This is a genomic window from Streptomyces sp. NPDC057486 (genome assembly GCF_042802415.1).
Lineage (GTDB): Bacteria > Actinomycetota > Actinomycetes > Streptomycetales > Streptomycetaceae > Streptomyces > Streptomyces yanii.
In genome coordinates this window covers 13,075-36,603 of the sequence record NZ_JBHVEE010000049.1, presented here as the reverse complement: position 1 = coordinate 36,603, position 23,529 = coordinate 13,075, and the positions used below count along the sequence as shown (strand labels likewise).

General features: G+C 70.7%; 16 protein-coding genes. 3 read left to right on the top strand and 13 right to left on the bottom strand.

Annotation, left to right across the window (positions count from 1 at the left end):
• Positions 1 to 299: 299 nt before the first annotated feature.
• The 3 genes from obgE to rplU all read right to left on the bottom strand — a co-directional run bounded on the left by obgE (position 300) and on the right by rplU (position 2,493).
• Positions 300 to 1,736, bottom strand: a complete 1,437-nt coding sequence (gene obgE / locus ACFU6I_RS23015) for a GTPase ObgE (protein WP_384369784.1) — start codon at positions 1,734 to 1,736, stop codon at positions 300 to 302.
• A gap of 164 nt (positions 1,737 to 1,900) precedes the next feature.
• Positions 1,901 to 2,158 (bottom strand): 50S ribosomal protein L27, encoded by a 258-nt coding sequence (rpmA, locus tag ACFU6I_RS23010; protein ID WP_116211787.1) that lies wholly within the window; start codon positions 2,156 to 2,158, stop codon positions 1,901 to 1,903.
• A 14-nt stretch (positions 2,159 to 2,172) separates the two neighbouring features.
• Entirely contained in the window at positions 2,173 to 2,493 is a 321-nt protein-coding gene (rplU, locus tag ACFU6I_RS23005; protein ID WP_030921216.1) for a 50S ribosomal protein L21, read from the bottom strand.
• 343 nt (positions 2,494 to 2,836) lie between these two features.
• Between rplU and ACFU6I_RS23000 the strand changes: the two genes are divergently transcribed.
• The 3 genes from ACFU6I_RS23000 to ACFU6I_RS22990 are packed head-to-tail and all read left to right on the top strand — an operon-like array spanning position 2,837 to position 6,301.
• Complete coding sequence (locus tag ACFU6I_RS23000; RefSeq protein WP_384369781.1) at positions 2,837 to 4,114, top strand: hypothetical protein; 1,278 nt, start codon at positions 2,837 to 2,839, stop codon at positions 4,112 to 4,114.
• Complete coding sequence (locus tag ACFU6I_RS22995) at positions 4,089 to 5,690, top strand: glycosyltransferase (protein ID WP_384369778.1); 1,602 nt, start codon at positions 4,089 to 4,091, stop codon at positions 5,688 to 5,690. The genes ACFU6I_RS23000 and ACFU6I_RS22995 overlap by 26 nt, the downstream gene beginning before the upstream one ends.
• Positions 5,687 to 6,301, top strand: coding sequence for an acyltransferase (locus tag ACFU6I_RS22990; protein WP_345518317.1), 615 nt, complete (start codon positions 5,687 to 5,689; stop codon positions 6,299 to 6,301). Before ACFU6I_RS22995 ends, ACFU6I_RS22990 begins: the two co-directional genes overlap by 4 nt.
• A 70-nt stretch (positions 6,302 to 6,371) precedes the next feature.
• On the opposite strand, the gene ACFU6I_RS22985 is transcribed toward ACFU6I_RS22990, so the two are convergent.
• The 10 genes from ACFU6I_RS22985 to ACFU6I_RS22940 all read right to left on the bottom strand — a co-directional run bounded on the left by ACFU6I_RS22985 (position 6,372) and on the right by ACFU6I_RS22940 (position 23,496).
• Entirely contained in the window at positions 6,372 to 7,655 is a 1,284-nt protein-coding gene (locus ACFU6I_RS22985) for a nucleotide sugar dehydrogenase (RefSeq protein WP_384369775.1), read from the bottom strand.
• 2 nt (positions 7,656 to 7,657) lie between these two features.
• Positions 7,658 to 9,301, bottom strand: a complete 1,644-nt coding sequence (locus ACFU6I_RS22980; protein WP_384369772.1) for a glycosyltransferase family 2 protein — start codon at positions 9,299 to 9,301, stop codon at positions 7,658 to 7,660.
• On the bottom strand, positions 9,298 to 10,875 hold the full coding sequence (locus ACFU6I_RS22975) for a glycosyltransferase family 4 protein (protein ID WP_384369769.1): 1,578 nt from the start codon (positions 10,873 to 10,875) through the stop codon (positions 9,298 to 9,300). Before ACFU6I_RS22975 ends, ACFU6I_RS22980 begins: the two co-directional genes overlap by 4 nt.
• Positions 10,865 to 11,884 carry a Gfo/Idh/MocA family protein gene (locus tag ACFU6I_RS22970; protein WP_384369766.1) on the bottom strand — a complete coding sequence of 340 codons (1,020 nt, stop codon included), beginning with the start codon at positions 11,882 to 11,884 and terminating at the stop codon, positions 10,865 to 10,867. The genes ACFU6I_RS22975 and ACFU6I_RS22970 overlap by 11 nt, the downstream gene beginning before the upstream one ends.
• Positions 11,881 to 13,005 (bottom strand): DegT/DnrJ/EryC1/StrS family aminotransferase, encoded by a 1,125-nt coding sequence (locus tag ACFU6I_RS22965; RefSeq protein WP_384369763.1) that lies wholly within the window; start codon positions 13,003 to 13,005, stop codon positions 11,881 to 11,883. The genes ACFU6I_RS22970 and ACFU6I_RS22965 overlap by 4 nt, the downstream gene beginning before the upstream one ends.
• 360 nt (positions 13,006 to 13,365) lie before the next feature.
• Positions 13,366 to 17,484 (bottom strand): Rne/Rng family ribonuclease, encoded by a 4,119-nt coding sequence (locus tag ACFU6I_RS22960; RefSeq protein ID WP_384369760.1) that lies wholly within the window; start codon positions 17,482 to 17,484, stop codon positions 13,366 to 13,368.
• Positions 17,485 to 17,717: 233 nt separating this feature from the next.
• On the bottom strand, positions 17,718 to 18,500 hold the full coding sequence (locus tag ACFU6I_RS22955; protein WP_266985703.1) for a TIGR03936 family radical SAM-associated protein: 783 nt from the start codon (positions 18,498 to 18,500) through the stop codon (positions 17,718 to 17,720).
• A 123-nt stretch (positions 18,501 to 18,623) separates the two neighbouring features.
• Positions 18,624 to 19,886 (bottom strand): hypothetical protein, encoded by a 1,263-nt coding sequence (locus ACFU6I_RS22950; protein ID WP_384369757.1) that lies wholly within the window; start codon positions 19,884 to 19,886, stop codon positions 18,624 to 18,626.
• Between the two features lie 104 nt (positions 19,887 to 19,990).
• Positions 19,991 to 21,919 (bottom strand): TIGR03960 family B12-binding radical SAM protein, encoded by a 1,929-nt coding sequence (locus ACFU6I_RS22945; protein WP_345518297.1) that lies wholly within the window; start codon positions 21,917 to 21,919, stop codon positions 19,991 to 19,993.
• Between the two features lie 50 nt (positions 21,920 to 21,969).
• A complete protein-coding gene (locus ACFU6I_RS22940; protein WP_384369754.1) occupies positions 21,970 to 23,496 on the bottom strand; it encodes a CHAD domain-containing protein in 1,527 nt (508 codons plus the stop codon).
• Between the last annotated feature and the right edge of the window lie 33 nt (positions 23,497 to 23,529).

Sequence of the window (23,529 nt, the reverse complement as noted above, 5' to 3'; positions counted from 1 at the left end):
GGTTGCACTCTCCGTTACCGTCTCGCAAGGTGAACGTCGGCTGCCGCATGCTCCGTGGACACCTTCCGTTGCCTTGCGATCAGGGCGAATACCGGAATCGGCGCTTCCCTGCCAGGTGACCGACACCACACGGTTGAGCGGTATGAACCACCCCTGAGCGGGATTCCTGGCCACTGGCCGCGACGGGTGGCGGTTCCGGATGCAGGGTCACCGCAGGGGCGGGCCGTCGGCACAGATCTGCCACCGCGACCCGCCACACCCTGCGTGACCCGTCCGGAACGGGCTGAACCCGTCGAACCCTAGAACGGATTGAACTCGTCGAACTCGCGCTGCGCCTCGTCACGCTCCGCCTCGCGGTCGCGACGGCGCTGGGCCGCCGGACGGGGGGCTTCGAGACGGTGGTCCTCGCCGCGCCGGCCGAGCATCTCCGCGCCCGCCGCCATGGTCGGCTCCCAGTCGAAGACGACCGCGTTGTCCTCGGCGCCGATGGCCACGCCGTCGCCCGCCCGGGCACCGGCCTTCATCAGCTCGTCCTCGACCCCGAGCCGGTTGAGCCGGTCGGCGAGGTACCCGACGGCCTCGTCGTTGTTGAAGTCGGTCTGGCGGACCCAGCGCTCCGGCTTCTCGCCGCGCACCCGGTAGATGCCGTCCTCGTCCAGCGTGACGGTGAAGCCCGCGTCGTCCACGGCCTTCGGGCGGATGACGATGCGGGTCGCCTCCTCCACCGGCTTGGCGGCGCGCGCTTCGGCGATCACACCGGCGAGCGCGAAGGAGAGCTCCTTCAGACCGATGTGCGCGACGGCGGACACCTCGAAGACGCGGTAGCCACGCGCCTCGAGCTCCGGGCGGATCATGTCGGCGAGGTCCTGGCCGTCCGGGATGTCGATCTTGTTGAGGACGACGATGCGGGGCCGGTCCTCGAGTCCGCCGTACTGCTTCAGCTCCTCCTCGATGACGTCGAGGTCGGAGACCGGGTCGCGGTCGGACTCCAGCGTCGCGGTGTCCAGTACGTGCACGAGGACCGAGCAGCGCTCGACGTGCCGCAGGAACTCCAGGCCGAGGCCCTTGCCCTGGCTGGCGCCGGGGATCAGCCCGGGGACGTCGGCGATGGTGTAGACGGTGCCGCCCGCGGTGACCACGCCCAGGTTCGGGACGAGCGTGGTGAACGGGTAGTCGGCGATCTTCGGCTTGGCCGCGGACAGGACGGAGATGAGCGAGGACTTGCCCGCGCTCGGGTAGCCCACCAGTGCGACGTCGGCGACCGTCTTGAGCTCCAGGACGATGTCCCGGGACTCGCCCGGCTCGCCGAGCAGCGCGAAGCCGGGGGCCTTGCGGCGGGCGGAGGCGAGTGCGGCGTTGCCGAGGCCGCCACGGCCCCCCTGTCCGGCCACGAACGTGGTGCCCTGGCCGACCAGGTCGGCGAGCACGTTGCCGTCCTTGTCGAGGACGACCGTGCCGTCGGGAACGGGCAGGATCAGGTCCTGGCCGTCCTTGCCGGCACGGTTGTCGCCCGCACCGGGCTGCCCGTTGGTGGCCTTGCGGTGGGGGCTGTGGTGGTAGTCGAGAAGCGTGGTGACGTCCTGGTCGACGACCAGGGTCACGTCCCCGCCACGGCCGCCGTTGCCGCCGTCGGGACCGCCGAGCGGCTTGAACTTCTCACGGTGAACGGAGGCACAGCCGTGACCTCCGTTACCCGCGGCGGCATGCAGCTCGACGCGGTCCACGAAGGTGGTCATGGTGGAAACCTCCAGTTACTCACATGCAGAAATGGCTCAAAGCTCAGGATCCCCCGCTGGGGACAGAAGCTGTCTCTCACAGGAGAAACACGCGAAAGGCGGACCCGCTTCCCGTACGGGAAGTGAGGTCCGCCTCCGCAGAAACCGCTCGACGAGCGCCGAAATTACTCGGCGATCGGAACGATGTTCACGACCTTGCGGCCACGGTGGGTGCCGAACTGCACCGCACCAGCGGCGAGCGCGAACAGCGTGTCGTCGCCGCCACGGCCGACGCCCGTGCCCGGGTGGAAGTGGGTGCCGCGCTGGCGGACCAGGATCTCACCGGCGTTGACGGCCTGGCCGCCGAAGCGCTTGACGCCGAGCCGCTGAGCGTTGGAATCGCGCCCGTTCCGGGTGGACGATGCGCCCTTCTTGTGTGCCATGTCTCCTCAGTCCCTTACTTCGCAGCCGCGGGGATACCGGTGACCTTGATCGCCGTGTACTGCTGACGGTGACCCTGGCGACGGCGGTAGCCGGTCTTGTTCTTGTAGCGAAGGATGTCGATCTTCGCGCCCTTGTGGTGGTCCACGACCTCGGCCTGGACCTTGATCCCGGCAAGCACCCACGGGTCGCTGGTCACGGCGTCGCCGTCGACCACGAGCAGGGTCGAGAGCTCGACCGTGTCGCCAACCTGGGCAGTGGAAATCTTGTCAACCTCAACGATGTCACCGACAGCAACCTTGTGCTGGCGGCCACCGCTGCGCACGATGGCGTACACGCGGATCTCTCTCTCACTCGGAACGGATCCCCTGATGCCAGCCGCTCGCGCAGGCCGAAACCTGCGACGATCCGGAAGGATGAGCGGCCTCTCCTGACGGACGGATCCGTCACGAGGGATGTGCTCAGGGGTGGGCGCGCATGGAAACACGCCGAGGTGCAAGGCTACGGGTCCGCACACTTGTGGGTCAAACCGGGACCCTCGGACCCGCCGGCCGCCTTCCGCCGGGTCGTCTCAGGGCTCCGCGGACCCGCTTGCGGGCTCTCCACACCGGCCGAAGCACCGGGCCGGCGCCGTGCTAGTTTGTCAGTTTTGATCACTCTCTGTACTCCCGAGGCCGTAGATGCTGCGATCCGCCCTGCTCGGCCGCACCTGGCTGTTGCCCCTCCTGGTCTGTGCCGTTTACGCGCTGGCGCAGCTGACCTCCGGTTCCTCGTGGACCCTTTTCCCGGACTCGTACCGTTACGCACGCGCCGCGGAGCAGCAGCTCGGCGCCACGCGAGAGGAGGCGCACCGGACCGCGCTCAAGGCGTTCTGCACGAGTCGCGCCGACGCGGCCGCGGAGACGAAATCCCTGGATCCGCTGGCCGCTTCCGCCGACGCGGCCGACGCCGGGGCATCGGACTCCGCCGCCTGCCTGAGCCGGTGGTCCGACGCCACCGACATCACCACGGCGGACGACCGCTACCAGTCGATCTTCTCGTCCCGGCCCGGGTATCCGTTGCTCGCCGCTCCTTTCGTCGGCGCTCTCGGCGTGCTGGACGGGATGCGCGCCCTGGGCCTCGTACTGACGCTCGCCGGTTCACTGATGGTGCGCGGACTGCTGCGGAGCGCCGGTCTCGGCCGCGTACCGGCCGTCGTCGGGCAGATCGCATTTCTTGTCTCACCACTCGGCTGGTGGAGCCTGCAGGCACTGAGTGAGGGCCTGGTCACGGTCTGTGCGCTCGGGGCGGTGTGGGGTGGCGTCCTGATGGCGCGCGGCAGGCGGCTGTCCGGTGCGGCGCTGTTCACCGGCGCCCTTGCCGTGTGCGCGGTGACGCGCTACTCGACGGCTCTGCTGCTGGCGGCCCTGATCGCGGCCGCCGCGCTCGCTTCCTGGCTCTTCCGCCGTTCCCGGAACGATCTCCTCCTCGCCGGTGCGGCCACCGGATGCGCCGCGGCCGTGGCGCTGGCCATGAAGCTGCTCGGCCTGCCGTCCTCCGAGGTCACCCTCCAGGACACCTTCACGCGCCATTTCCGCTCGCCGGAGATACCCGACCCGTGGGCCCGGCTGATCGACCTCAATCTGCGGTACTGGGGTCACTGGTTCGCGGAGCAGGCCGCGATGCCGTTCTTCCTGGTGGCCGCGGTGGTCTCGCTCTGGGTGCTGATCCGTCGCGGCGGGGTCCTCGGCCCGCTCGCGTGTGCGGTGGCACTGACCGGCGCCGCTCAGGTCGCGGCTCATCCGCTGGTCCAGGAGGCGGATCGGCTGGGTGTCCTCATGTGGGTTCCGATGACACTGGGGGTTGCCCTGATCGCGGAGGGCGTCCAGGACTTTCGCCGGTCCCCGATAGGCCGTACGGTCCGAGTTCCTGACTCAACCGTGGAGCCACAACGTGTCGACACCACAGATCCCCGATGAATTCCTGGCCAAGGTCGCCCGCCGGGCGACCGCGCGCATGGCCCGCGCCGACCGGCCGTTCCTGGCCGAGCGCGTCCTGGGCATCACCGCCCACCGAGTCCGTGACCGCAGGCTCAAGGCGGACCTGCTCGGCGCAGCGGCCGACGCGCAGCTGTCCCGGGGGCTGGTCCCACGCCACCTCGTCCAGGCGTACGGATCCGAGCTGGCCTGCGCGGACGCGGACCTGAAGGCGGGCCGGAAGAAGGAGGCCGCCGCGGCTCTCACCCGGGCCCTGCTGCTGGCTTTTCACCGGGTTCCACATGTCGACCGGCTCCACTCGCCCCTGTCGGACGATCCGGCCGGATTCACCGCCCGGCTGCGCGCCAGCACCACCGCCCGCGCGGTGGCGGCACCCCGCGGCCGGAGGACACCCCCCGCTGTACCCCCGACCGACCGGCCGCTGCGGCTGCTCGTGGTGAACCGGGCCAACGCCAACTTCCTGGGCCTGCTCACCCAGCGTTACGCGGACCACCCCGATGTCGAGCTCCGCACACTGGACCTGGCGGCCGATCCGGTACTCGCGCCGCTGGCCAAGGGCCTGCGGCGGATGATCGAGCTGCCCCTCGGGACCCAGGCCGCGTACGCAGCCGAGGTCGAAGCGGCGCTGCGCCCCCATCTGGACTGGGCGGACACCGTCTTCGTCGAGTGGTGCTCCACGGCCGCCGCGTTCATGACCTTGGTCGATCCGGGGAGTACCCGGATCGTCGTCCGGCTCCACAAGTACGAGTCGTTCACGTACTGGCCGCACATCATGGACTTCTCCCGGGTCGACGATGTCGTGTTCATCGCGGAGCACATGCGGGAGTTGACCACCGCCGCCGTTCCCCGGCTGCTCGCTACCGGCGCTCCACGCCTCCACTTCCTGCACAACGCACTGGACCTGCGGCGGTTCGACCGTCCCAAGAGCGACGACGCGCGGTTCACCGTGGGCCTGATAGGCATCGGCCAGATCGCCAAGGACCCGCGCTGGGCGCTGGAGGTGCTCAGGCTCCTTCGGGCCCGGGACGAGCGCTACCGACTGATGATGGTCGGCGGCGGAATCGATCCGGCACCCAGCGCGGCGGCCGCCGCCTATCACGAGGCCCTGGAGAAGGATCTCGCCGAGCTGGAGCCCACGGGTGCCGTGCGCAGACTCGGGCCGACCGACGACGTACCCGGCGTGCTCACCGGAGTGGGCGTGATCCTCAGCAGCTCCGTCCGTGAGGGCTGTCACGTCGGCCTCATGGAGGGAGCGGCGGCCGGTGCCGTGCCGGTCGTCCGGGACTGGCCGTTCGTGGCCGGCCGTCCGCACAGCACGCGGACCCTCTTCCCCGAGGACTGGGTCGTCACCACCCCGCAGCAGGCCGCCGAGCGCATCCTCGCCGTCACCGCGTCCGAGGAGATCCGGGCCGAGGCCGGGCTCGAGGCGTCCCGGTACGCCCTCTCGACCTGGGACTGGGAGACCGTACGGAGCGACTACGACTGCCTGCTGCTGGGCACGGACCGCGACGTAAGCTCACCGGTCGAGGCCCCACTCCGAAAGGCAGACGCGCAGTGAACTACAGAGTCCAGCCCACCGCCCAGGTCGACGAGACCGCCGAGATCGGCGCCGGCAGCAGCGTCTGGGAACTCGCCCAGATCCGCGAGCAGGCCCGGCTCGGCGAGGGCTGTGTGGTCGGACGCGGCGCATACGTCGGCACGGGCGTCCGGATCGGCGACAACGTCAAGATCCAGAACTATGCGCTGGTGTACGAGCCGGCCGAACTCGCCGACGGTGTTTTCATCGGCCCGGCGGTGGTGCTCACCAACGACCACAACCCGCGTTCGGTCGACCCGGACGGCAAGCAGAAGCGCGGCGGTGACTGGGAGGCCGTCGGCGTGAAGATCGCCGAGGGCGCGTCGCTCGGCGCGCGCTCCGTCGCGGTGGCCCCCGTCCGGATCGGCCGCTGGGCCATGGTGGCGGCAGGCGCCGTGGTGACCAAGGACGTGCCCGACTTCGCTCTCGTCGTCGGTGTTCCGGCCCGGCAGGTCGGCTGGGTCGGCCGCGCCGGTGTGAAGCTGGTGGAGTCCGCGGACGAGCCCGGGGTGTGGGAGTGCCCGCAGACCGGTGCGCGCTACCGCGAGACCGGCCCGGCCACCCTCGTAGAAGCCGCATCCGACGAGCGGTAGATCTCCGACGAGACGCCCGAGGGACCCGGCCGACACGATCGACCGGGTCCCTCGGCGCGTGTACGGCGGATCAGCCGCCGATGACGACGCGGCGGACGCCTTCCCAGCGGGCCGGATCCGTCGTGCGACGGCCGTCGACCAGGACCCGCACATCCGGCAGGTCGGCCGCGGCCAGCTCCCGGTACTCGGCGTGGTCGGCCTGGAGGATGGCGGCGGTGACGGCCTCACCTGCGTGCGGCGTCAGACCGTGTGCGGTCAGCTCCTCGGCGGTGTACATCGGGTCCGACACGTAGACGTTCGCGCCTCGCGCGCGGAGCGCGTCGACGGTCGGGTAGACGCCGGAGAACGCCGTCTCCTTGACGCCGCCGCGGTACGCCGCGCCGAGCACCAGCACCTCGGCACCGGTCAGGTCGCCGTAGGCGGCGGCCAGCAGGTCCACGGCGTACTCCGGCATCGCGGCGTTGGCCTCGCGCGCGGAGCGTACGACGGTCGCCGCCGGGTCGTTCCACAGGTACATCCGCGGGTAGATCGGAATGCAGTGGCCACCCACGGCGATCCCCGGCTGGTGGATGTGGCTGAACGGCTGCGAGTTGCAGGCCTCGATGACCTTCAGGACGTCGATGTTCTGCTGGTCGGCGAAGCGGGCGAACTGGTTCGCCAGACCGATGTTGACGTCGCGGTAGGTCGTCTCGGCGAGCTTGGCCAGCTCGGACGCCTCCGACGTGCCCAGGTCCCAGACGCCGTTGGGGCGCGGCAGATCCGTGCGGTCGTCGAAGTCGAGGACCGACTCGTAGAACGAGACACCGTGCGCGGCGGACGCCTCGTCGATCCCGCCGACCAGCTTCGGGTAGCGGCGCAGGTCGGCGAAGACCCGGCCGGTGAGCACCCGCTCCGGGGAGAACACCAGGTGGAAGTCCTCGCCGGCCTTGAGACCGGAGCCCTCTTCGAGCATCGGCGCCCAGCGGGTGCGGGTGGTGCCGACCGGCAGCGTGGTCTCGTAGCTGACGAGGGTGCCCGGCTTGAGACCGGCGGCGATCGCCTTGGTCGCGGAGTCCATCCAACCGAAGTCCGGGGTGCCTTCGGCGTCCACGAACAGCGGCACGACGACCACGACGGCGTCGGACTCCGCGACCGCGGCGGTGGTGTCCGTCGTCGCGGTCAACAGGCCTGCCGCAACGGTCTCCTTGAGCTTGACGTCGAGGTCGTGCTCACCGGGGAACGGCTCGACACCGGCGTTGACCAGCTCGACGACCTTCTCGTTGACGTCGGCACCGATCACCCGGTGGCCCTTGGCGGCGAACTGCACGGCGAGCGGCAGACCGATCTTGCCCAGGGCGACTACACAGATGTTCATGGTTACTTCCTCTTGGAGCGCTTGGCACCGGTCAGTCGGGATCGCAGCCGCGAGCCCAGCGATGTCTTGGGCGGATGGAGCGGGCGAGTGCTGACCACCACGCGCCCCTTGCTGTTGGGACGTGCCGCGGCCCGGTACGGCTCTTCCCCGCTGTGCCACCGCCGCGTCAGCGGCATCGGACGGCCGTCGGCCCGCACCGGGATCTCGTACGTCGATCCGGCCACGTCGATGTAGACACGCACCCCGCGCTTGGAGCTGCGCGGCTCCAGCGGGATCCGGGCATACAGCAGCGTGGCGTTGCCGTCGGCCGCGACCTCCCGGAGGAACTCGCCGGGCGCCGGGGGCAGTTCCTTGCCATCGGGGAGCCGCTGGGCCCGTGCCTTGTCGGCGCTGCCGGGCATGGCGCCTTCGGCGAGGCGCAGGACGGCGGAGCCGGTGTCACCGACGACGCCGATCCGTATCGTGGCGGTGAAGGACAGTTCGTCGCCCTCCTGCGCCCAGCCGGACTCGATCAGCTCGGTCCTGTTCGCGAGCCGTCCGGGGACGCGCTCGCCGACCAGCTCGAAGCAGCGGTCCGGAAGCTCCGTGCCGGCATCGCGGAAGCCGGGGTACCGCGCGAAGGCCCGGCCGTCCTCCAGGTGGAACGGCGGCGCGCCCTGCTCGGCCTCTTCGGTGATGGCACGGCAGAGCGTGTCCACGGCGCCGCTCTGCGCCAGCCGGAGCCTGGCCCGCAGTTTGACGGGCAGCGAGTCGCTCAGCTCGTCCGTCAGGTAGGTGTCCGCCAGCCGCGCGATGCCCGCGCAGACCTCGCGCCGGGTCTCCGCGTCGAGCGCCGGGAAGTCGCCCTGGATGAGCTTGGACAGCTCCCAGGTGAAGTGGCGCTTGAGGAGGGCGTCCCGGTTCGGCCCGGCCTCGATCAGCCCGGCCGCATGATCCATGATCGCCGCGGTGCAACGCAGCCGCGCCAGGTGATCGGCGCGGTAGGTGATGTTGCTGGCGTCGCCGCGCTTCACCGCGTAGTAACAGGTGTAGTCGGCGACCACCGATATCTTGCGGGCGCGGTAGCAGGCCTCGATGGTGAACGGCTGGTCGCTGCCGACCGCCAGGTCCTCCGGGAAGCGCAGCTTGTGCTTCTCCACGAGCTCGCGGCGGAAGAGCTTGGTATTGGCCAGCGCGAAAGGCAGTTCCGGCCCGTAGAGGCTGACGTCCGTGTCGTTGGCCTTGTAGAGGGACTGGCGCACGTACCGGCCGTTGGTGCCGACCATCTTGCCGACCACGACGTCCGACCCGTTCCGGTCGGCGCAGGCGACCATCCGCTCCAGCGCTTCCTCGCCGAGGTAGTCGTCGGAACCGATGAAGTAGACGTACCGGCCGGTGGCGAGCTCCAGCGCGCGGTTGCTCGGCGCCGCCGGGCCACCGGAGTTGGGCTGGTGGACCACCTTGACGACGTCCGGGTAGCGCTCGGCGAACCGGTCGAGTTCGGCGCTGCTGTCGTCCGTCGAGCCGTCGTCGACCGCCACGACCTCAAGGCGGTCCGTACCGATGGACTGCCCTACGAGTGAGTTGAGGCACTCGGTGAGGTAGGGCATGGTGTTGTACACGGCCACGACGACCGTCACATCAGGAACATCGGTTCTACCGGTCACACGGTCACCTCGGCGGCTCTGTCGACGGAAGTGCGCGGACGTGCGGGAAGCAGCTTCGTGTACACCTGGTCAAGCGCCTCTGCCTGGGCCTCCCAGGTCCACTGGTCGAGCAGCCCCGGTTCGTCGTACACGTCCCGGTACTTCTTCGGCTCCGCGAGCACCGCCTTCACTGCGCGGATGTAGTCCTGGACGTCGTCGGCCTTGAAGACCTCGCCCTGACCGGTCCTGGCTGCCATCTCGCCCATCGTCTTCACATCGCTCACCACGAGCGGCAGCCGCGCGTGCGAGTACTCGAAGAACTTGGTGATCAGAGCGATCTCGTGGTTCGGCCAGTGGTGGATCGGGATGACGCCGAAGTCCGCCGTCCCCAGGAAGGGTACGACCTGGTAGTGCGGAACGTACGGAAGGATGTGCACCCGGTCGGCCACTCCGAGCTCCTCGGCGCGCTGCGCCAGCTCGGTCATGTACGGCGACTTCGGCCGCAGCACGATGAAGGCCACGTGCAGTTCGGGCAGGTTCGGCAGCGACTCGACCATGATGTCGAGGCCGCGCTGCGGAGCCGCGGCGCCGCTGTAGACGGACAGCGGAACGTCCGGCCCGATCCCGCACAGTTCGCGCAGATCCGGTACCGGCTCCGCGGCCTGCTCCGGCGAGATCTCCGCGTCCGGTGCGTTCAGCACGACCGTGGGCGTCTTGGCCAGTCCGTGCCGCTCGACCAGCATGTCCGCGAGCGTCGCGGAGACGGTCGTCACGGCGTCGGCGTACTTGGAGTACGCCAGCTCGTGCAGGCACTGCGCGACATGCCACCGCGGGTGCGGATCCCACGGCTTGATGCCCGGCAGGAACTCGTGCGCGTCCCAGACCAGCTTGACGTCGCGCTTCGCGGCCCGTGCGCGCAGCATGGCCCGCGCACCGACCCCGAGCATGCGGAAGTCATTGGCGTGGATCAGATCGGGCTTCAGTTCGTCGATCACCTTGCCGTAGGCAAGGTCGAGGTCGAGCAGATACGGGTCGAGCCGACGCCAGGCCCGCTCCCCCATCATGCGCTGCCAGAACGCCGTGGTGAAACGGTCGAGCGGCGCGTCCATCCGCTTGCGCCGCTGCTCCAGTGCAAAGGTCCGGCGCACCCGCAGACCGACCCAGCGGCTGACCACCTTGGCACTGGCCCGCTCGGGCGCCAGCGTCAATTTGGACACGGCCGAGCCCTTGGCCGCCGCCTCGATCACACGGACGTTGAGATCGGCGCGCCATGCCTTCATCTTCTGCTTGCGGTAGGCAGCGAGCGGCCCCGGGCGGTAGGCCAGCGGCGCGCGCAGCGGAGCACGCCGGTACTCGTGCCGGCGCCGCTGCATCGGGCCCGGCACCTTGAGCAGCCGGACCTTGGCGTCGCCGATCATCCAGTGCTGCTCCGACTTGCCGGGCGACTTGCCGAGCAGCGTCACGTCCCAGCCCGCCTCGGCGGCCGAACGCGCTTCCTTCTGAACCCGGGAGTCCCCGTTCACGCCGTTGTCGACCAGCATGACGATCCGACCGCGGGTTCCGGTCCGCGGTGCCGGGTTGTTCTCAGACGCCATGAGCGGCCATATCTCCCGTGGAGGTGGTGACGGTGAGTCCGCTGCGCGCGGATTCCAGTACTGCGGCGGCGACCTCGACCGTACGAAGCCCCTCCCGCAGCGTGCAGATGTCCTGCGAGACGCCGAGCACCGCGTCGCGGAAGAGCTCGTGCTCGACCAGCAGCGGTTCGCGCTTGGGTATGGCGTACCGGACCATGTCGCCCTCGGAGACTCCACGGAAGGCCTGGAGCGCCTCCCACTCGGTGGCCACGGCGGCGTTGGAGTGGAAGGTCAGGTCGGCGGTGAGGGTGTCGGCGATGAAGGTGCCGCGCTCGCCGGTGACGGAGGTGAAGCGCTCCTTGAGCGGGCTCAGCCAGTTGACGAGGTGGTTGGCCATGCTGCCGTCGCTGAGCAGACCGGCGACGGAGACCATGTCCTCGTGCGGCCGGCCGCTCTTGTGGACGGTGTGGGCCGCGACCGAGACATAGCTCTGTCCCGTCACCCAGCCGGTCAGGTCGATGTCGTGCGTGGCGAGGTCCTTGACGACGCCCACGTCGGCGATGCGGTGCGGGAACGGGCCCTGTCGGCGGGTGACCACCTGGAAGACCTCGCCCAGCTCGCCCGCCTCCAGACGGGTACGCAGGGAGCGCAGCGCCGGGTTGCAGCGCTCGATGTGCCCGACACCCGCGACCAGACCACGCGACTCGAAGGCCTCGACCAGACGGCGGGCCCCCTCGACCGTGTCGGCGACCGGCTTCTCGACCAGGGCGCAGACCCCGGCCTCGGCGAGCTTCAGGCCGACTTCCTCGTGCAGCGCAGTGGGGCAGGCCACGACGGCGTAGTCGATGCCGAGCCCGATCAGTTCCTCGACGGTGGACAGCACCGGAGCGCCCTGGGCCCATCCGTTCTTGTCGCCCATCGGGTCGACGACGCCGACCAGCGTCACGTTCTCCAGGCCGGCCAGCACGCGCGCGTGGTGGCGGCCCATCGAGCCGAGACCGATCAGCCCGGCTCTCAGTCCTGCAGTCACTGCATCTCTCCCAGCGAGTTCACGGCCGCGACAATGCGGTCCAGGTCCTCCGGCGAGAGCGAAGGATGTACGGGCAGTGAGACGACCTCGGCGGCGGCGCGCTCGGTCTCCGGAAGATCCCAGTTGCGGCCGGCCTTCTGGTCGGGCTCCCAGTACGGCTTCAGCCGGTGGATCGGGGTCGGGTAGTACACGGCGTTGCCGATACCCGCCTCGTTCAGTCTGGCCATGGCGGCGTCCCGGTCACCATGCACCCGGACGGTGTACTGGTGGTAAACGTGGCGTGCACCTTCGGCAACGGGCGGGACCGTCACATTGGCCGCGGTGATGTGACGGTCGAGGTAGGCGGCGTTGGCGCGGCGCTGCTCGGTCCAGCCGAGCACCTTTCCGAGCTGTACGCGGCCGACGGCGGCCGAGACGTCCGTCATCCGCATGTTGGCGCCGACGATCTCGTTGGCGTACCTCTGCTCCATGCCTTGGTTGCGCAGCAGCCGGAGGGTCCGGGCAATCTCGGCGTCGGCGGTGGTGATCATGCCGCCTTCGAGGGAGTGCATGTTCTTGGTCGGGTAGAAGCTGAACGTGCCGCCGGATCCGAAGGCGCCGACGGGCGTGCCGTTCAGGGCCGCGGCGTGGGCCTGGCAGGCGTCCTCGACGACGGCGAGGCAGTGCTTCGTCGCGATCGGCATCAGCGCGTCCATCGCCGCCGGGTGCCCGTAGAGGTGGACGGGCATGATCGCGGCGGTGCGGGGGGTGATGGCGGCCTCGACGGCGGCCGGGTCCAGACCGAAGCTCCCGGGCTCGATGTCGGCGAAGACGACGTCGGCCCCGGTCAGACGGACCGCGTTGGCCGAGGCGGCGAAGGAGAACGACGGGACGATGACCTCGTCGCCGGGGCCGATGCCCAGGGCGAGCAGCAGGAGGTGCAGCGCGGAGGTGCCGGAGTTGACGGCGACGCAGTGGCGTCCGTCGACCAGCTCCGAGAAGCCCTCCTCGAAGGCGGCCACCTCCGGTCCCTGGACCACACGACCGCTGCGCAGTACGCGCACCGCCGCTTCGATCTCTTCCTCACCGATCACCGGCCGGGCAGCGGGGACAGGTTCCCGGGTGTCGCTCGACATGGGCATCCTCCTTGAACAGCACAAGAGCTTGATCGGCGAGGGCTTTGAGACGTGCGGATGTCCGGGGGGACTCCTACGCCCGGCACATAACCGATGGCGCACCAATACATTACGGACAAATCTGGCATTCCCTACGGAATTGGTTCACGCAGGGAATGAACGGCTGTTTCGGGCTGGCTGGGCCAGGCCACCGCCGGGAGGAGTTCCTTTCCAGGAAGACCTCTCCCGGCACGGCCGCGTCACATTATCAGGCTTTTCACAGCGGGTTTCGTCAAGGTTAAGGGTAAAGAAAAGGGCTGCCCGAACGACGAGATGCGGCCCTCCCGCGAGAGGGCCGCACCTCGTCGTTCACCTTCTGACCATCGATCAGCTCTCGGTGTCGGCCGAGACGACCGTCGGCGACGACTGCTCCGCGGCAACCGCCTTCTTCGCCGCCTTCTTGGCCGTCGTCTTCTTCGCGGCGGTCTTCTTGGCGGCCGTCTTCTTGGCAACCGTCTTCTTGGCAACCGCCTTCTTGGCCGTCGCCTTCTTGACGGTCTTGCGCGCCGTCTTCTTGGCCGGGGCCTCGGTCTCAGCGGCTTCCGCGGCCTGTGCCTCCTCGACTGCGGCGGCGACCGGCTCGACGTCGGGCTTCGGCTCGATGGAGCCGGTCACCACGACGACCTCGGCGCCGTCCGCACCCGCGGGCGATCCCGCGGGGGCAGTGACCTTGCGGGTCACCCGGCGCCGGGCACGCGGCGGGGCGGCCGGAGCGGCCACCTCCTCCGATGCGGCCTCCGGCTGCGGCGCCTCGGCAACCGGAGCCTCGGCAACCACGTCCGCGACGGACAGCGGCGCTTCGGCCGGCGCGACCTGCTCGGCCGGGGCCGGCGATCCCGCCGGAGCAGTCGCCTTGCGGGTCGCCCGACGGCGCGTACGGCCCTGCGGCGCCTCGGCCACGGGGGCCTCGACAGCCACCGGGACCTCGACGACCGGCTCGGGCTCGACGACCGCTTGGACCTCGACAGCCGGCTCCGGCTCCACAACCGGAGCAGGCGCGGGTGCGGACTTCGGGGCGCCGGCCGGGGCCGATGCCTTACGGGTCGCACGCCGGCGGCCACGGCCACGCGAGGCGGCCGCTTCGGCCTCGGCCGGGCTGCTGTACAGCTCCTCGTCCGGCACGAACTCCGGCTCGGGGAGCGCCAGCGGGGCTGCGACCTCCGCAGCCACCTCGGCCTCGGTCTCCACCTCCGCCTCGACATGCTCGTGGTCGACGAGGTGCTCGTGCTCGGGCTGCTCACCGGCACCACCGCGGCCGCGCTTCTTGGCCCGCTTGCCGTTGCCGCCGCCACCGATCGAGCTCGGCTGCTCCATGTGCACGATCACGCCGCGCCCATTGCAGTGGACGCAGGTTTCGGAGAACGACTCCAGCAGCCCCTGGCCCACCCGCTTGCGGGTCATCTGGACCAGGCCCAGCGAGGTGACCTCGGCGACCTGGTGCTTCGTACGGTCGCGACCCAGGCACTCCAGCAGACGCCGCAGCACCAGGTCCCGGTTGGACTCCAGGACCATGTCGATGAAGTCGATGACGACGATGCCACCGAGGTCGCGCAGCCGCAGCTGACGCACGATCTCCTCGGCCGCCTCCAGGTTGTTCCTGGTGACGGTCTCCTCGAGGTTGCCGCCCTGACCGGTGAACTTGCCGGTGTTGACGTCGACGACGACCATCGCCTCGGTCTTGTCGATCACCAGCGAACCGCCGCTGGGCAGCCAGACCTTCCGGTCCAGCGCCTTCATCAGCTGCTCGTCGATCCGGTACGTCGCGAAGATGTCGACCTCGGAGGTCCACTTCGACAACCGGTCCGTCAGGTCGGGGGCGACGTGCCCCACGTAACCGTGGATGGTCTGCCACGCGTCGTCACCGCTGACGATGACCTTCGAGAAGTCCTCGTTGAAGATGTCGCGGACGACCCTGACGGTCATGTCCGGCTCGCCGTAGAGGAGCGTCGGCGCGTTGGCGCTGCCGTTGCTCTTCGACTTCTTCTGGATGTCCTCCCACTGCTGCTGCAGCCGCTCGACATCACGGCGCAGCTCGTCCTCGCTCGCGCCCTCGGCCGCGGTACGGACGATGACGCCCGCGTCCTCGGGGACGATCTTCTTGAGGATGGTCTTCAGCCGGGCGCGCTCGGTGTCGGGCAGCTTGCGGCTGATGCCGGTCATCGAGCCCTCGGGCACATAGACCAGGTAGCGGCCGGGCAGCGAGACCTGACTGGTCAGGCGGGCACCCTTGTGGCCGATCGGGTCCTTCGTCACCTGGACGAGGACCGACTGGCCGGACTTCAGCGCGGTCTCGATCCGGCGCGGCCCGTGGGCCATGCCGAGCGCCTCGAAGTTCACCTCACCGGCGTACAGGACGGCGTTGCGCCCCTTGCCGATGTCGACGAAGGCGGCCTCCATGGACGGCAGTACGTTCTGCACCTTGCCCAGGTAGACGTTGCCGACGTAGCTGGTGGCCTGCTCCTTGTTGACGTAGTGCTCGACGAGCACATTGTCCTCGAGGACACCGATCTGGGTGCGCTCGCCGTTCTGGCGGACGACCATCACGCGATCGACGGCCTCACGGCGGGCCAGGAACTCCGCCTCGGTGATGATCGGGACGCGGCGACGGCCCTGCTCACGGCCCTCGCGGCGGCGCTGCTTCTTCGCCTCCATACGGGTCGAGCCCTTGATGGACTGGACCTCGTCGAAGCCGGTGCCGGGCTCGGCCGCCTCCTTCCCGCGCCGCTCCCGCGGCTCGCGGACCTTGACGACGGTACGCTCCGGGTCGTCCGTGCCGGATTCGGCCTCGGCCGACACGTCACCACTGCGACGGCGGCGACGACGGCGACGACGGCTGCTGCTGGAACCGGAGGCGGCCGCCTCGTGGTCCTCTTCCTCCTCCTCGGCCTCGTGACCAGGCTCGTGCTCGTCCTCGGACGTGTCGGCGGCGTGCTCGTCGGCGTGCTGCTCCGCGGCTTCGTCCGACTCGCTGGGCTCACCGCGGCGACGGCGACGGCCACCGCGACGGCGACGGCGCGACGGACGGTCCCCGTACTCGTCCGACTCCTCGCCCTCGTGCTCGGCTTCGCCCTCGGCCTCCGCCTCGAGCTCGTCCTCGGCGTGCTCCTCCACCGGGGCGGCGGGGGCGGGCGCCCGGTCGGCGACCGGCTCGGTCTCGACGGCCTCGCCGCGGCGGCGGCGCCGGCGCCGGGAACCGCCCTGCGGGGCGGCCTCGGCGGCCGGGGTCGCCTCTTCGGCCGACGGGGTCTCCTCGGCCGTCTCGATCTCTTCCTCGGCCTCGTCGTAGTGCGCGGCGGGACCGGCGGCCGCGGCGGCGGCAGCGGCCGTCTCCGGGGTCTGGAACATCGGCTCGGCGAAGACCGGCGCCTGGAAAACGGCCACGGCGGGACGCGTCGCCCGACGGCTCTTGCGGGCGGGCTCCTCGACCTCGCCGGTGAACTCCGGCCGGCCTGCGGGGGCGGTGGCCCGGCGGCGGGTACGACCGCGCGGCGCGGCGGCCTCGGTCTCCTCCTCCGGCTCGGCGACCGGCTCCTCGGCGGCTTCGGCCTCGACCACGGCCTCCACCGGCGCCACGGGCTCGACGATCTCGGCGGCCTGCGGGGCACCCGCGGGCGAGGTGGCCTTGCGGGAGGCCCGACGACGGCCGCGCGGGGCAGCCGGCTCGGCAACCTCTGCCGTCTCTGCGGTCTCGGTGACCTGCACGGCCTCCGCGGCCGCCACGGGCTCGACGATCTCGGCGGTCGTGGTGTCGCCCGACACGGGCTGCGGGGCACCCGCCGGAGCGGAGGCCCGGCGGCGGGTACGGCCACGCGGAGCGGCCTCGACGGGCTCGGCAACAGGTGCCTCGATCGGAGTGGCGGTCTCGACGACCGGCGCCGCCTCGACGGCCTCGGCGGCCTGCGGGGCGCCTGCCGGAGCCGTGGCCTTGCGCGTCGCCCGACGACGCGCACGCGGCGCCGGAGCGGCCTCAGTGGGCTCTGCGGCTTCGGCCGGCGCAGCAGCCTCGGGGGTCTCCTCGGCCTTGGGCGCACCCGCGGGAGCGGTCGCCTTGCGCGTCGCCCGACGACGCGGACGCGGCGCCTCGGCGGCCTCGGCGGGAGCAGCGGCTTCGGCAGGCTCCGCCACCTCGACGGGCTCGACGACCTCGACGACCTCGGCGGCCTGCGGGGCGGCCGTGGGGGTGGTCGCCTTACGGACCGCGCGGCGGCGGGTACGTGCCGGCGGCGCGGTCTCCGCCTCGGCGGCAACGGTGTCGGACGCTTCGGCGTCAATGGCCGGTATGGCCGGCGCGACTGCCTCGGCGGCTTCCGCACCCGTGGCACCCGTCGACGGCGGGCCTGCCGGGCGGGACGCTGCGCGGCGCCTGCGGCGCGGCGGCAGCTTGTCGCCGGGGGCGTTGTTCTCTTCGGCGTTCCCGGTCGTACCGGGTTCGATCGGTTCGAGCATGCGGGCGGTTCTCCCGTCACGCTCCCGGGCGCCGCGCCTGATTCCGGTCCGGCACGGTCCGCATGAGAAACGCGGTACCGCCGTCCGGGGCGCGGGCGCCGCACGGGAGCTGAATGTCTGGCTCGCCGGTTCCGTCCGCGATGTACGCACGGCCTGGCGAAAGTCTTATGGGTCAGCGCGCGACCCGGCCCAGGTGGCTCCCGAGCCCGAGGGCTGCGCTACAACGACCGGCCTTACGCGGAACCTGCACCTTCCGGCGCCGTCGCGACGGCGGTCCCGGTGGCCGTGGGTTGCGCGGCCGGGGATGCCTCGCGGTCGGGCGCGAGCGGGTCGGTCACCGTGCCGGACTCCTCGTCGAAGAGCCCCTGCGCCAGCCTGGTCACCGCTGCGGGGACCGGCGGCGCCAGGTCGGCCACAACGCGGAGACCGGACAGGACGTCGTCAGGTCGCACGGCAGGTGTCACGTGCCGAACAACCAGCCGCAGTATCGCACAGGCCTTGTCCCCGGGCCTATCAGCGCCGGGATCGACGGCCTCGAGACCGGCGACGGCCGCGCGGGCGTCGAAGGTCCGCATGCCGTTCTTCGTACGGCGCTGGACCTCGACGGTCTCGGCGCCGAGGAATCCGGCGACGGCCTTCTCGGCGTCCTCGAAGGGGACCCCGTCGAGCCGCATCTCCCACACCGAGGCGGTCAGCCGGTCGGCGAGACCCGAGGTGCGGGCCTCCACGGCGTCGGTGATGTCGAGACCGTCCGGGAGCGACTCGTCGAGCAGTGCGCGCAACGTGTCGGGGTCCCGCGGCTCGGTGAGGGCGATCTCCAGGAACTCGGCCTCGCTGCCCGTGCCGGTGGGTGCGGCATTGGCGTACGAAACCTTGGGGTGCGGGGTGAAGCCCGCCGAGTAGGCCATGGGCACCTCGGCGCGCCGCAGCGCCCGCTCGAACGCGCGCTGGAAGTCGCGGTGGCTGGTGAACCGGAGGCGGCCGCGCTTGGTGTAGCGCAGTCGGATGCGCTGCACCGCCGGTGCGGGCGGCGGGCCTTCGGGCTGTCGCTTGCCCAGTGGTTCTTCTCCTCGGTGCGGAGCGGACGCGGTGGCACGCCGCCCTCGAAATACGGGTGGCCCGGGGGTGTCCGGTCCGGCTCACCCCTGCTTGTGCAGGGAGATCTCGGGTTCGGGCGCCGCGCTGGGCACAGTCGTTGTACTGCCCAGAGTACGCGCAAGGGGGCGCACCGGTTCCCGGGGCTCGGGGACCGGGCCCCCGCCGACCAGTGCGCGCCATGCGTCTCGGCGGGCCTGCCGCACGCTCTCGCGTGCGGTACGCAGCGCACTGCGGGCCGCATGTCCCGCCTCGACCGCGGCGCGCTTGGCGGGGGCCCAGACCGCGTCGCGGACGACATGTCCCACGGGTGTGCACACCGTGCGGTAGACCCAGGTCGCCGGGGCGCCGATGAGAAGCCACGCCAGCCGGGCGATCGCCCGGCCGACGGCCCGCGAGACGAATCCGGCGATACGCCAGGCGACACCGACGGCGGTGACGATCTCCCGTCCGACCGGGGCGAGGACCCGGCGGTACAGCACACGCACCGGGGCGACCAGCAGCGTCATGACGAGCCGGACGATCGCCGTCCCCAGCCCGCGGGCGGCGGCGGCGACACCGCGGGCCAGCAGACCGGCCAGCCGGGCGATGCCGTGGCCGAGCGGGGTGAGCAGTTCCCTGTACGTCCAGACCAGCGGCAGCACGACCAGGTGCTCCACCAGCCAGGTGACGGCGGCCGCGAGCGGCACCAGGAGGTAGCGCCACACGCCGACGACGGGCCGGACGAAGAGCAGGGTGAGCAACAGACCGACCGCGGTGGCGATGCCGCGTCCGGCGGGGATGAGCAGTTCGCGGTACACCCACCGCAGTCCGTGCCCCAGCGGTGTGAGGACCACCCGGTGGAACCACACGGCCGGGACGACGACCCCGTACCGGACGACGGGCACGACGACATGGCGCCACAGCGCCACCCACGGCCATACGAAGACGGCCGCGCCCAGCCACTCCAGCCCCTGCCCGACCACGGCGCCCAGCCACTCCAGCCCCTGCCCGACCACGGCGGCCAGCCACCGCAGCCCGTGCCCCAGCGGGGTGAGGACCGACTCGTACAGCAGGACCAGCGGGACGACGACGAGCACCCTGCCCAGCCAGGACAGGGCCCGTCCCAGAGGGCGCAGCAGGATCCGGTCGGCGGCCCATGCGGTGGCGACGAGTGCGTCCCAGATCATCCGTACGGGCAGGACGAGCACCAGCACCACGATCCGTACCGGAATCCTGATGAGCGTGGTCAGGCAGCCGTCACCGGTTTCGTAGTGCGCGGGTGCCTGATGCCTGCCGTACACGCGGGGCTGCTTCTCCTGGTCCATGGGGAACAGGACGCGAAAGGCCCGGCCCGGGGTTTCCCGGGCCGGGCCTTCGTCATCGAGCTGTCACCCGAAGGGTGACGCCCGGTGTGACTCGACGCCCGGTGTTACTTGTCGACCACAGTCAGCGGCAACAGCTTCTTGCCCGTGGGACCAATCTGAATGTCGAGACCGAGCTGCGGGCACACCCCACAGTCGAAGCACGGGGTCCAGCGGCAGTCCTCGACCTCGGTCTCGTCGAGCGAGTCCTGCCAGTCCTCCCAGAGCCAGTCCTTGTCGAGACCGGAGTCCAGGTGGTCCCAGGGCAGGACCTCCTCGTACGTCCGCTCGCGGGTGGTGTACCAGTCGACGTCCACACCGAACTCGGGGAGCGTCTTCTCGGCGCACGCCATCCAGCGGTCGTACGAGAAGTGCTCGCGCCAGCCGTCGAAGCGGCCGCCGGACTCGTAGACGGCGCGGATCACCGAGCCGACACGACGGTCGCCGCGCGAGAGCAGGCCCTCGACGATGCCGGGCTTGCCGTCGTGGTAGCGGAAGCCGATCGAGCGGCCGTACTTCTTGTCGCCGCGGATCTTGTCGCGCAGCTTCTCCAGCCGGGCGTCGGTCTCCTCGGCGCTCAGCTGCGGGGCCCACTGGAACGGGGTGTGCGGCTTGGGTACGAAGCCGCCGATGGAGACGGTGCAGCGGATGTCGTTCTGACCGGAGACCTCGCGGCCCTTGGCGATCACGTTGACCGCCATGTCGCCGATCTGGAGGACGTCCTCATCGGTCTCGGTGGGCAGGCCGCACATGAAGTACAGCTTCACCTGACGCCAGCCGTTGCCGTACGCGGTGGCAACCGTCCGGATGAGGTCCTCCTCCGAGACCATCTTGTTGATGACCTTGCGCATGCGCTCGGAGCCGCCCTCGGGGGCGAACGTGAGACCCGAACGGCGGCCGTTGCGGGTCAGCTCGTTGGCCAGGTCGACGTTGAACGCGTCGACACGGGTGGAGGGCAGTGAGAGGCCGATCTTGTCCTCGGTGTACCGGTCCGCGAGCCCCTTGGCGATGTCGCCGATCTCACTGTGGTCCGCGGAGGAGAGCGAGAGCAGGCCGACCTCTTCGAAGCCGGTCGCCTTGAGACCCTTCTCGACCATGTCGCCGATGCCGGTGATGCTTCGCTCCCGCACGGGGCGCGTGATCATGCCGGCCTGGCAGAAACGGCAGCCGCGGGTGCAGCCGCGGAAGATCTCGACGGACATCCGCTCATGGACGGTCTCGGCGAGGGGGACGAGGGGCTGCTTCGGGTACGGCCACTCGTCGAGGTCCATGACGGTGTGCTTGGACACGCGCCACGGCACGCCCGACTTGTTCGGCACGACGCGGCCGATACGGCCGTCCGGGAGGTACTCGACGTCGTAGAACCGCGGTACGTAGACGCCACCGGTCCTCGCGAGGCGGAACAGCACCTCCTCGCGTCCGCCGGGCCGGCCTTCGGCCTTCCAGGCGCGGATGATCTCGGTGATCTCCAGGACCGCCTGCTCGCCGTCGCCGATGACCGCGCAGTCGATGAACTCGGCGATCGGCTCGGGGTTGAACGCGGCGTGGCCGCCGGCGAGGACGATCGGGTCGTCGAGACCGCGGTCCTTGGCATCCAGCGGGATGCCTGCGAGGTCGAGGGCGGTGAGCATGTTGGTGTAGCCGAGTTCGGTGGAGAAGCTCAGCCCGAAGACGTCGAACGCCTTCACCGGGCGGTGGCTGTCCACGGTGAACTGCGGCACCTTGTGCTCGCGCATCAGCTCTTCGAGGTCCGGCCACACGCTGTACGTGCGCTCGGCCATGACGCCCTGGCGCTCGTTGAGCACCTCGTACAGGATCATGACGCCCTGGTTGGGCAGCCCGACCTCGTACGCATCGGGGTACATGAGCGCCCAGCGGACGTCGCATTCGTCCCACGGCTTGACGGTGGAGTTGAGCTCACCGCCGACGTACTGGATGGGCTTCTGCACATGCGGGAGCAGAGCTTCGAGCTGTGGGAAGACCGAATCGACAGACATCGCGAACTTTCGAGAGCCGACAGAGGGGACCATCCAGCGTACCCCGGCGATCAGCCTGTCAGATCCGACCGCAGTTTCGGCCGGGAGGCCCGCTCCCACACTCCGGGCAGTTCCCGTTCACGGGCGGCCGCGGTCGCTTCCTCATGCCCGTACAGCAGCCCCCAGGTGAAGGCGGACTCCCCCGCCGCGTGCGCCTGGGCGGCCAGGGTGCGCAGGGCTGCGCGGGCGACGACGCTGTCCTGGTGGTCGCCCAGCACGGTCTGCACCGCCTTCATCCGCTTGGCGAACTTCTTGGCGGGCTTGCCCAGGGCGGGGGTGGCCGCCTCCCCCGCGTACCTGGCCCGCTTGGCGGCCTTGCGGGCCTGGTGCATCGCCACGTCCCGGTCCGGGCCGGCGGGCAGGTCCAGGGCGTGACCGATCCGGGTGGCCAGGCGTGCGTAGTCCTTGAGGACGGCGCGCGGCAGTGCGTCCTGCGGGCTGCGGTCCGCGGCGGGCAGCAGCGGCGGATCGGAGAGGAACGCGTCGAGCGTGTCGAGGAGCGCCAGATACCGCTTTCCGTCGAGTACGCCGACGGTCCGCCGCCGGGAACCCGAGCGGCGGGCGGTGGACCAGATGCGCAGGCGACTGCGGACGGGCCCGAGGACGAGGCTGCGGGACAGGTCCGCGGTCCGGCTGCGGAACCGTTCGTCGAGGACCTCCTGGTCCCGGTCGACGCCGAGCTCCGCGGCCAGCCATTTCAGCTCGTCACCGATCGGATCGGTGACGGCCCGGTCCACGATCTTCCCGTACGTCCTGAAGACGCTGCGCAGCCTGCGTGTGGCGACCCGCATCTGATGCACGGAGTCGGGCAGATCGCGGCGTACGGCGGGGTCGAGGGCGACGATCGCCGTGATCTGGTCGCGTGCGTACGCCAGGATGTGGTCGCCCGCCGTCCGGGGCCGCGGCCTGCCGTCCTCCTCCGGGTGCTGCTTCCTCTTCGGGGCGGTCTCGTCGAGGGCCCTGGCCAGTTTGGACGGCGCCGCGGAGGGGCGTACGCCGCCCTTGCGCAGTCGGCGTTCGACGGCGTCGAGGAACGCGGGGTCGCCGTCGTCGGCGAGTTCGACCTCGATCTCGGTCCAGGCGGCGGTGCCGCTGCCGCCCGTGAGCCGCTCGGCCCGGACCTCGTCGACGCTGAGTTCGGCGAGCAGCGCGCCGTCGGCGTCGAGCAGGTGGTGGACGTCCCGGGTGGAGAGCAGCCGGACGACGGGGACGAGCTCCGTCTCGCGGACCCGGGAGCGCAGCAGCCCTGCGAGGCTGTCCGGAAGGGTGTCGGAGAGCGGGGCCCGGATCTCGTCGCGGATCCCGGAGGCGACCGGGAATTTGAGGTGCCAGCCGGCATCGGCGCCGCCGGTGCGGCGGCGCAGAGTGAGCGCGTCGGCCGCGAGCCGGTGGTCCTCGGTGTCGTAGTAGACGGCGTCCAGCTCCATGACGCCGCGGTGGTCCACGGCCGCGACGGCGGCCACCCGGGTCAGATCGGGAAGCCGGGTATCGACGGTGGCTTCGTACTTTCGCTCGATTTCACGCTTCGAGTCCGCCATGAACCGAATCTAGTCGCGTTTGCGCCCTCCCGG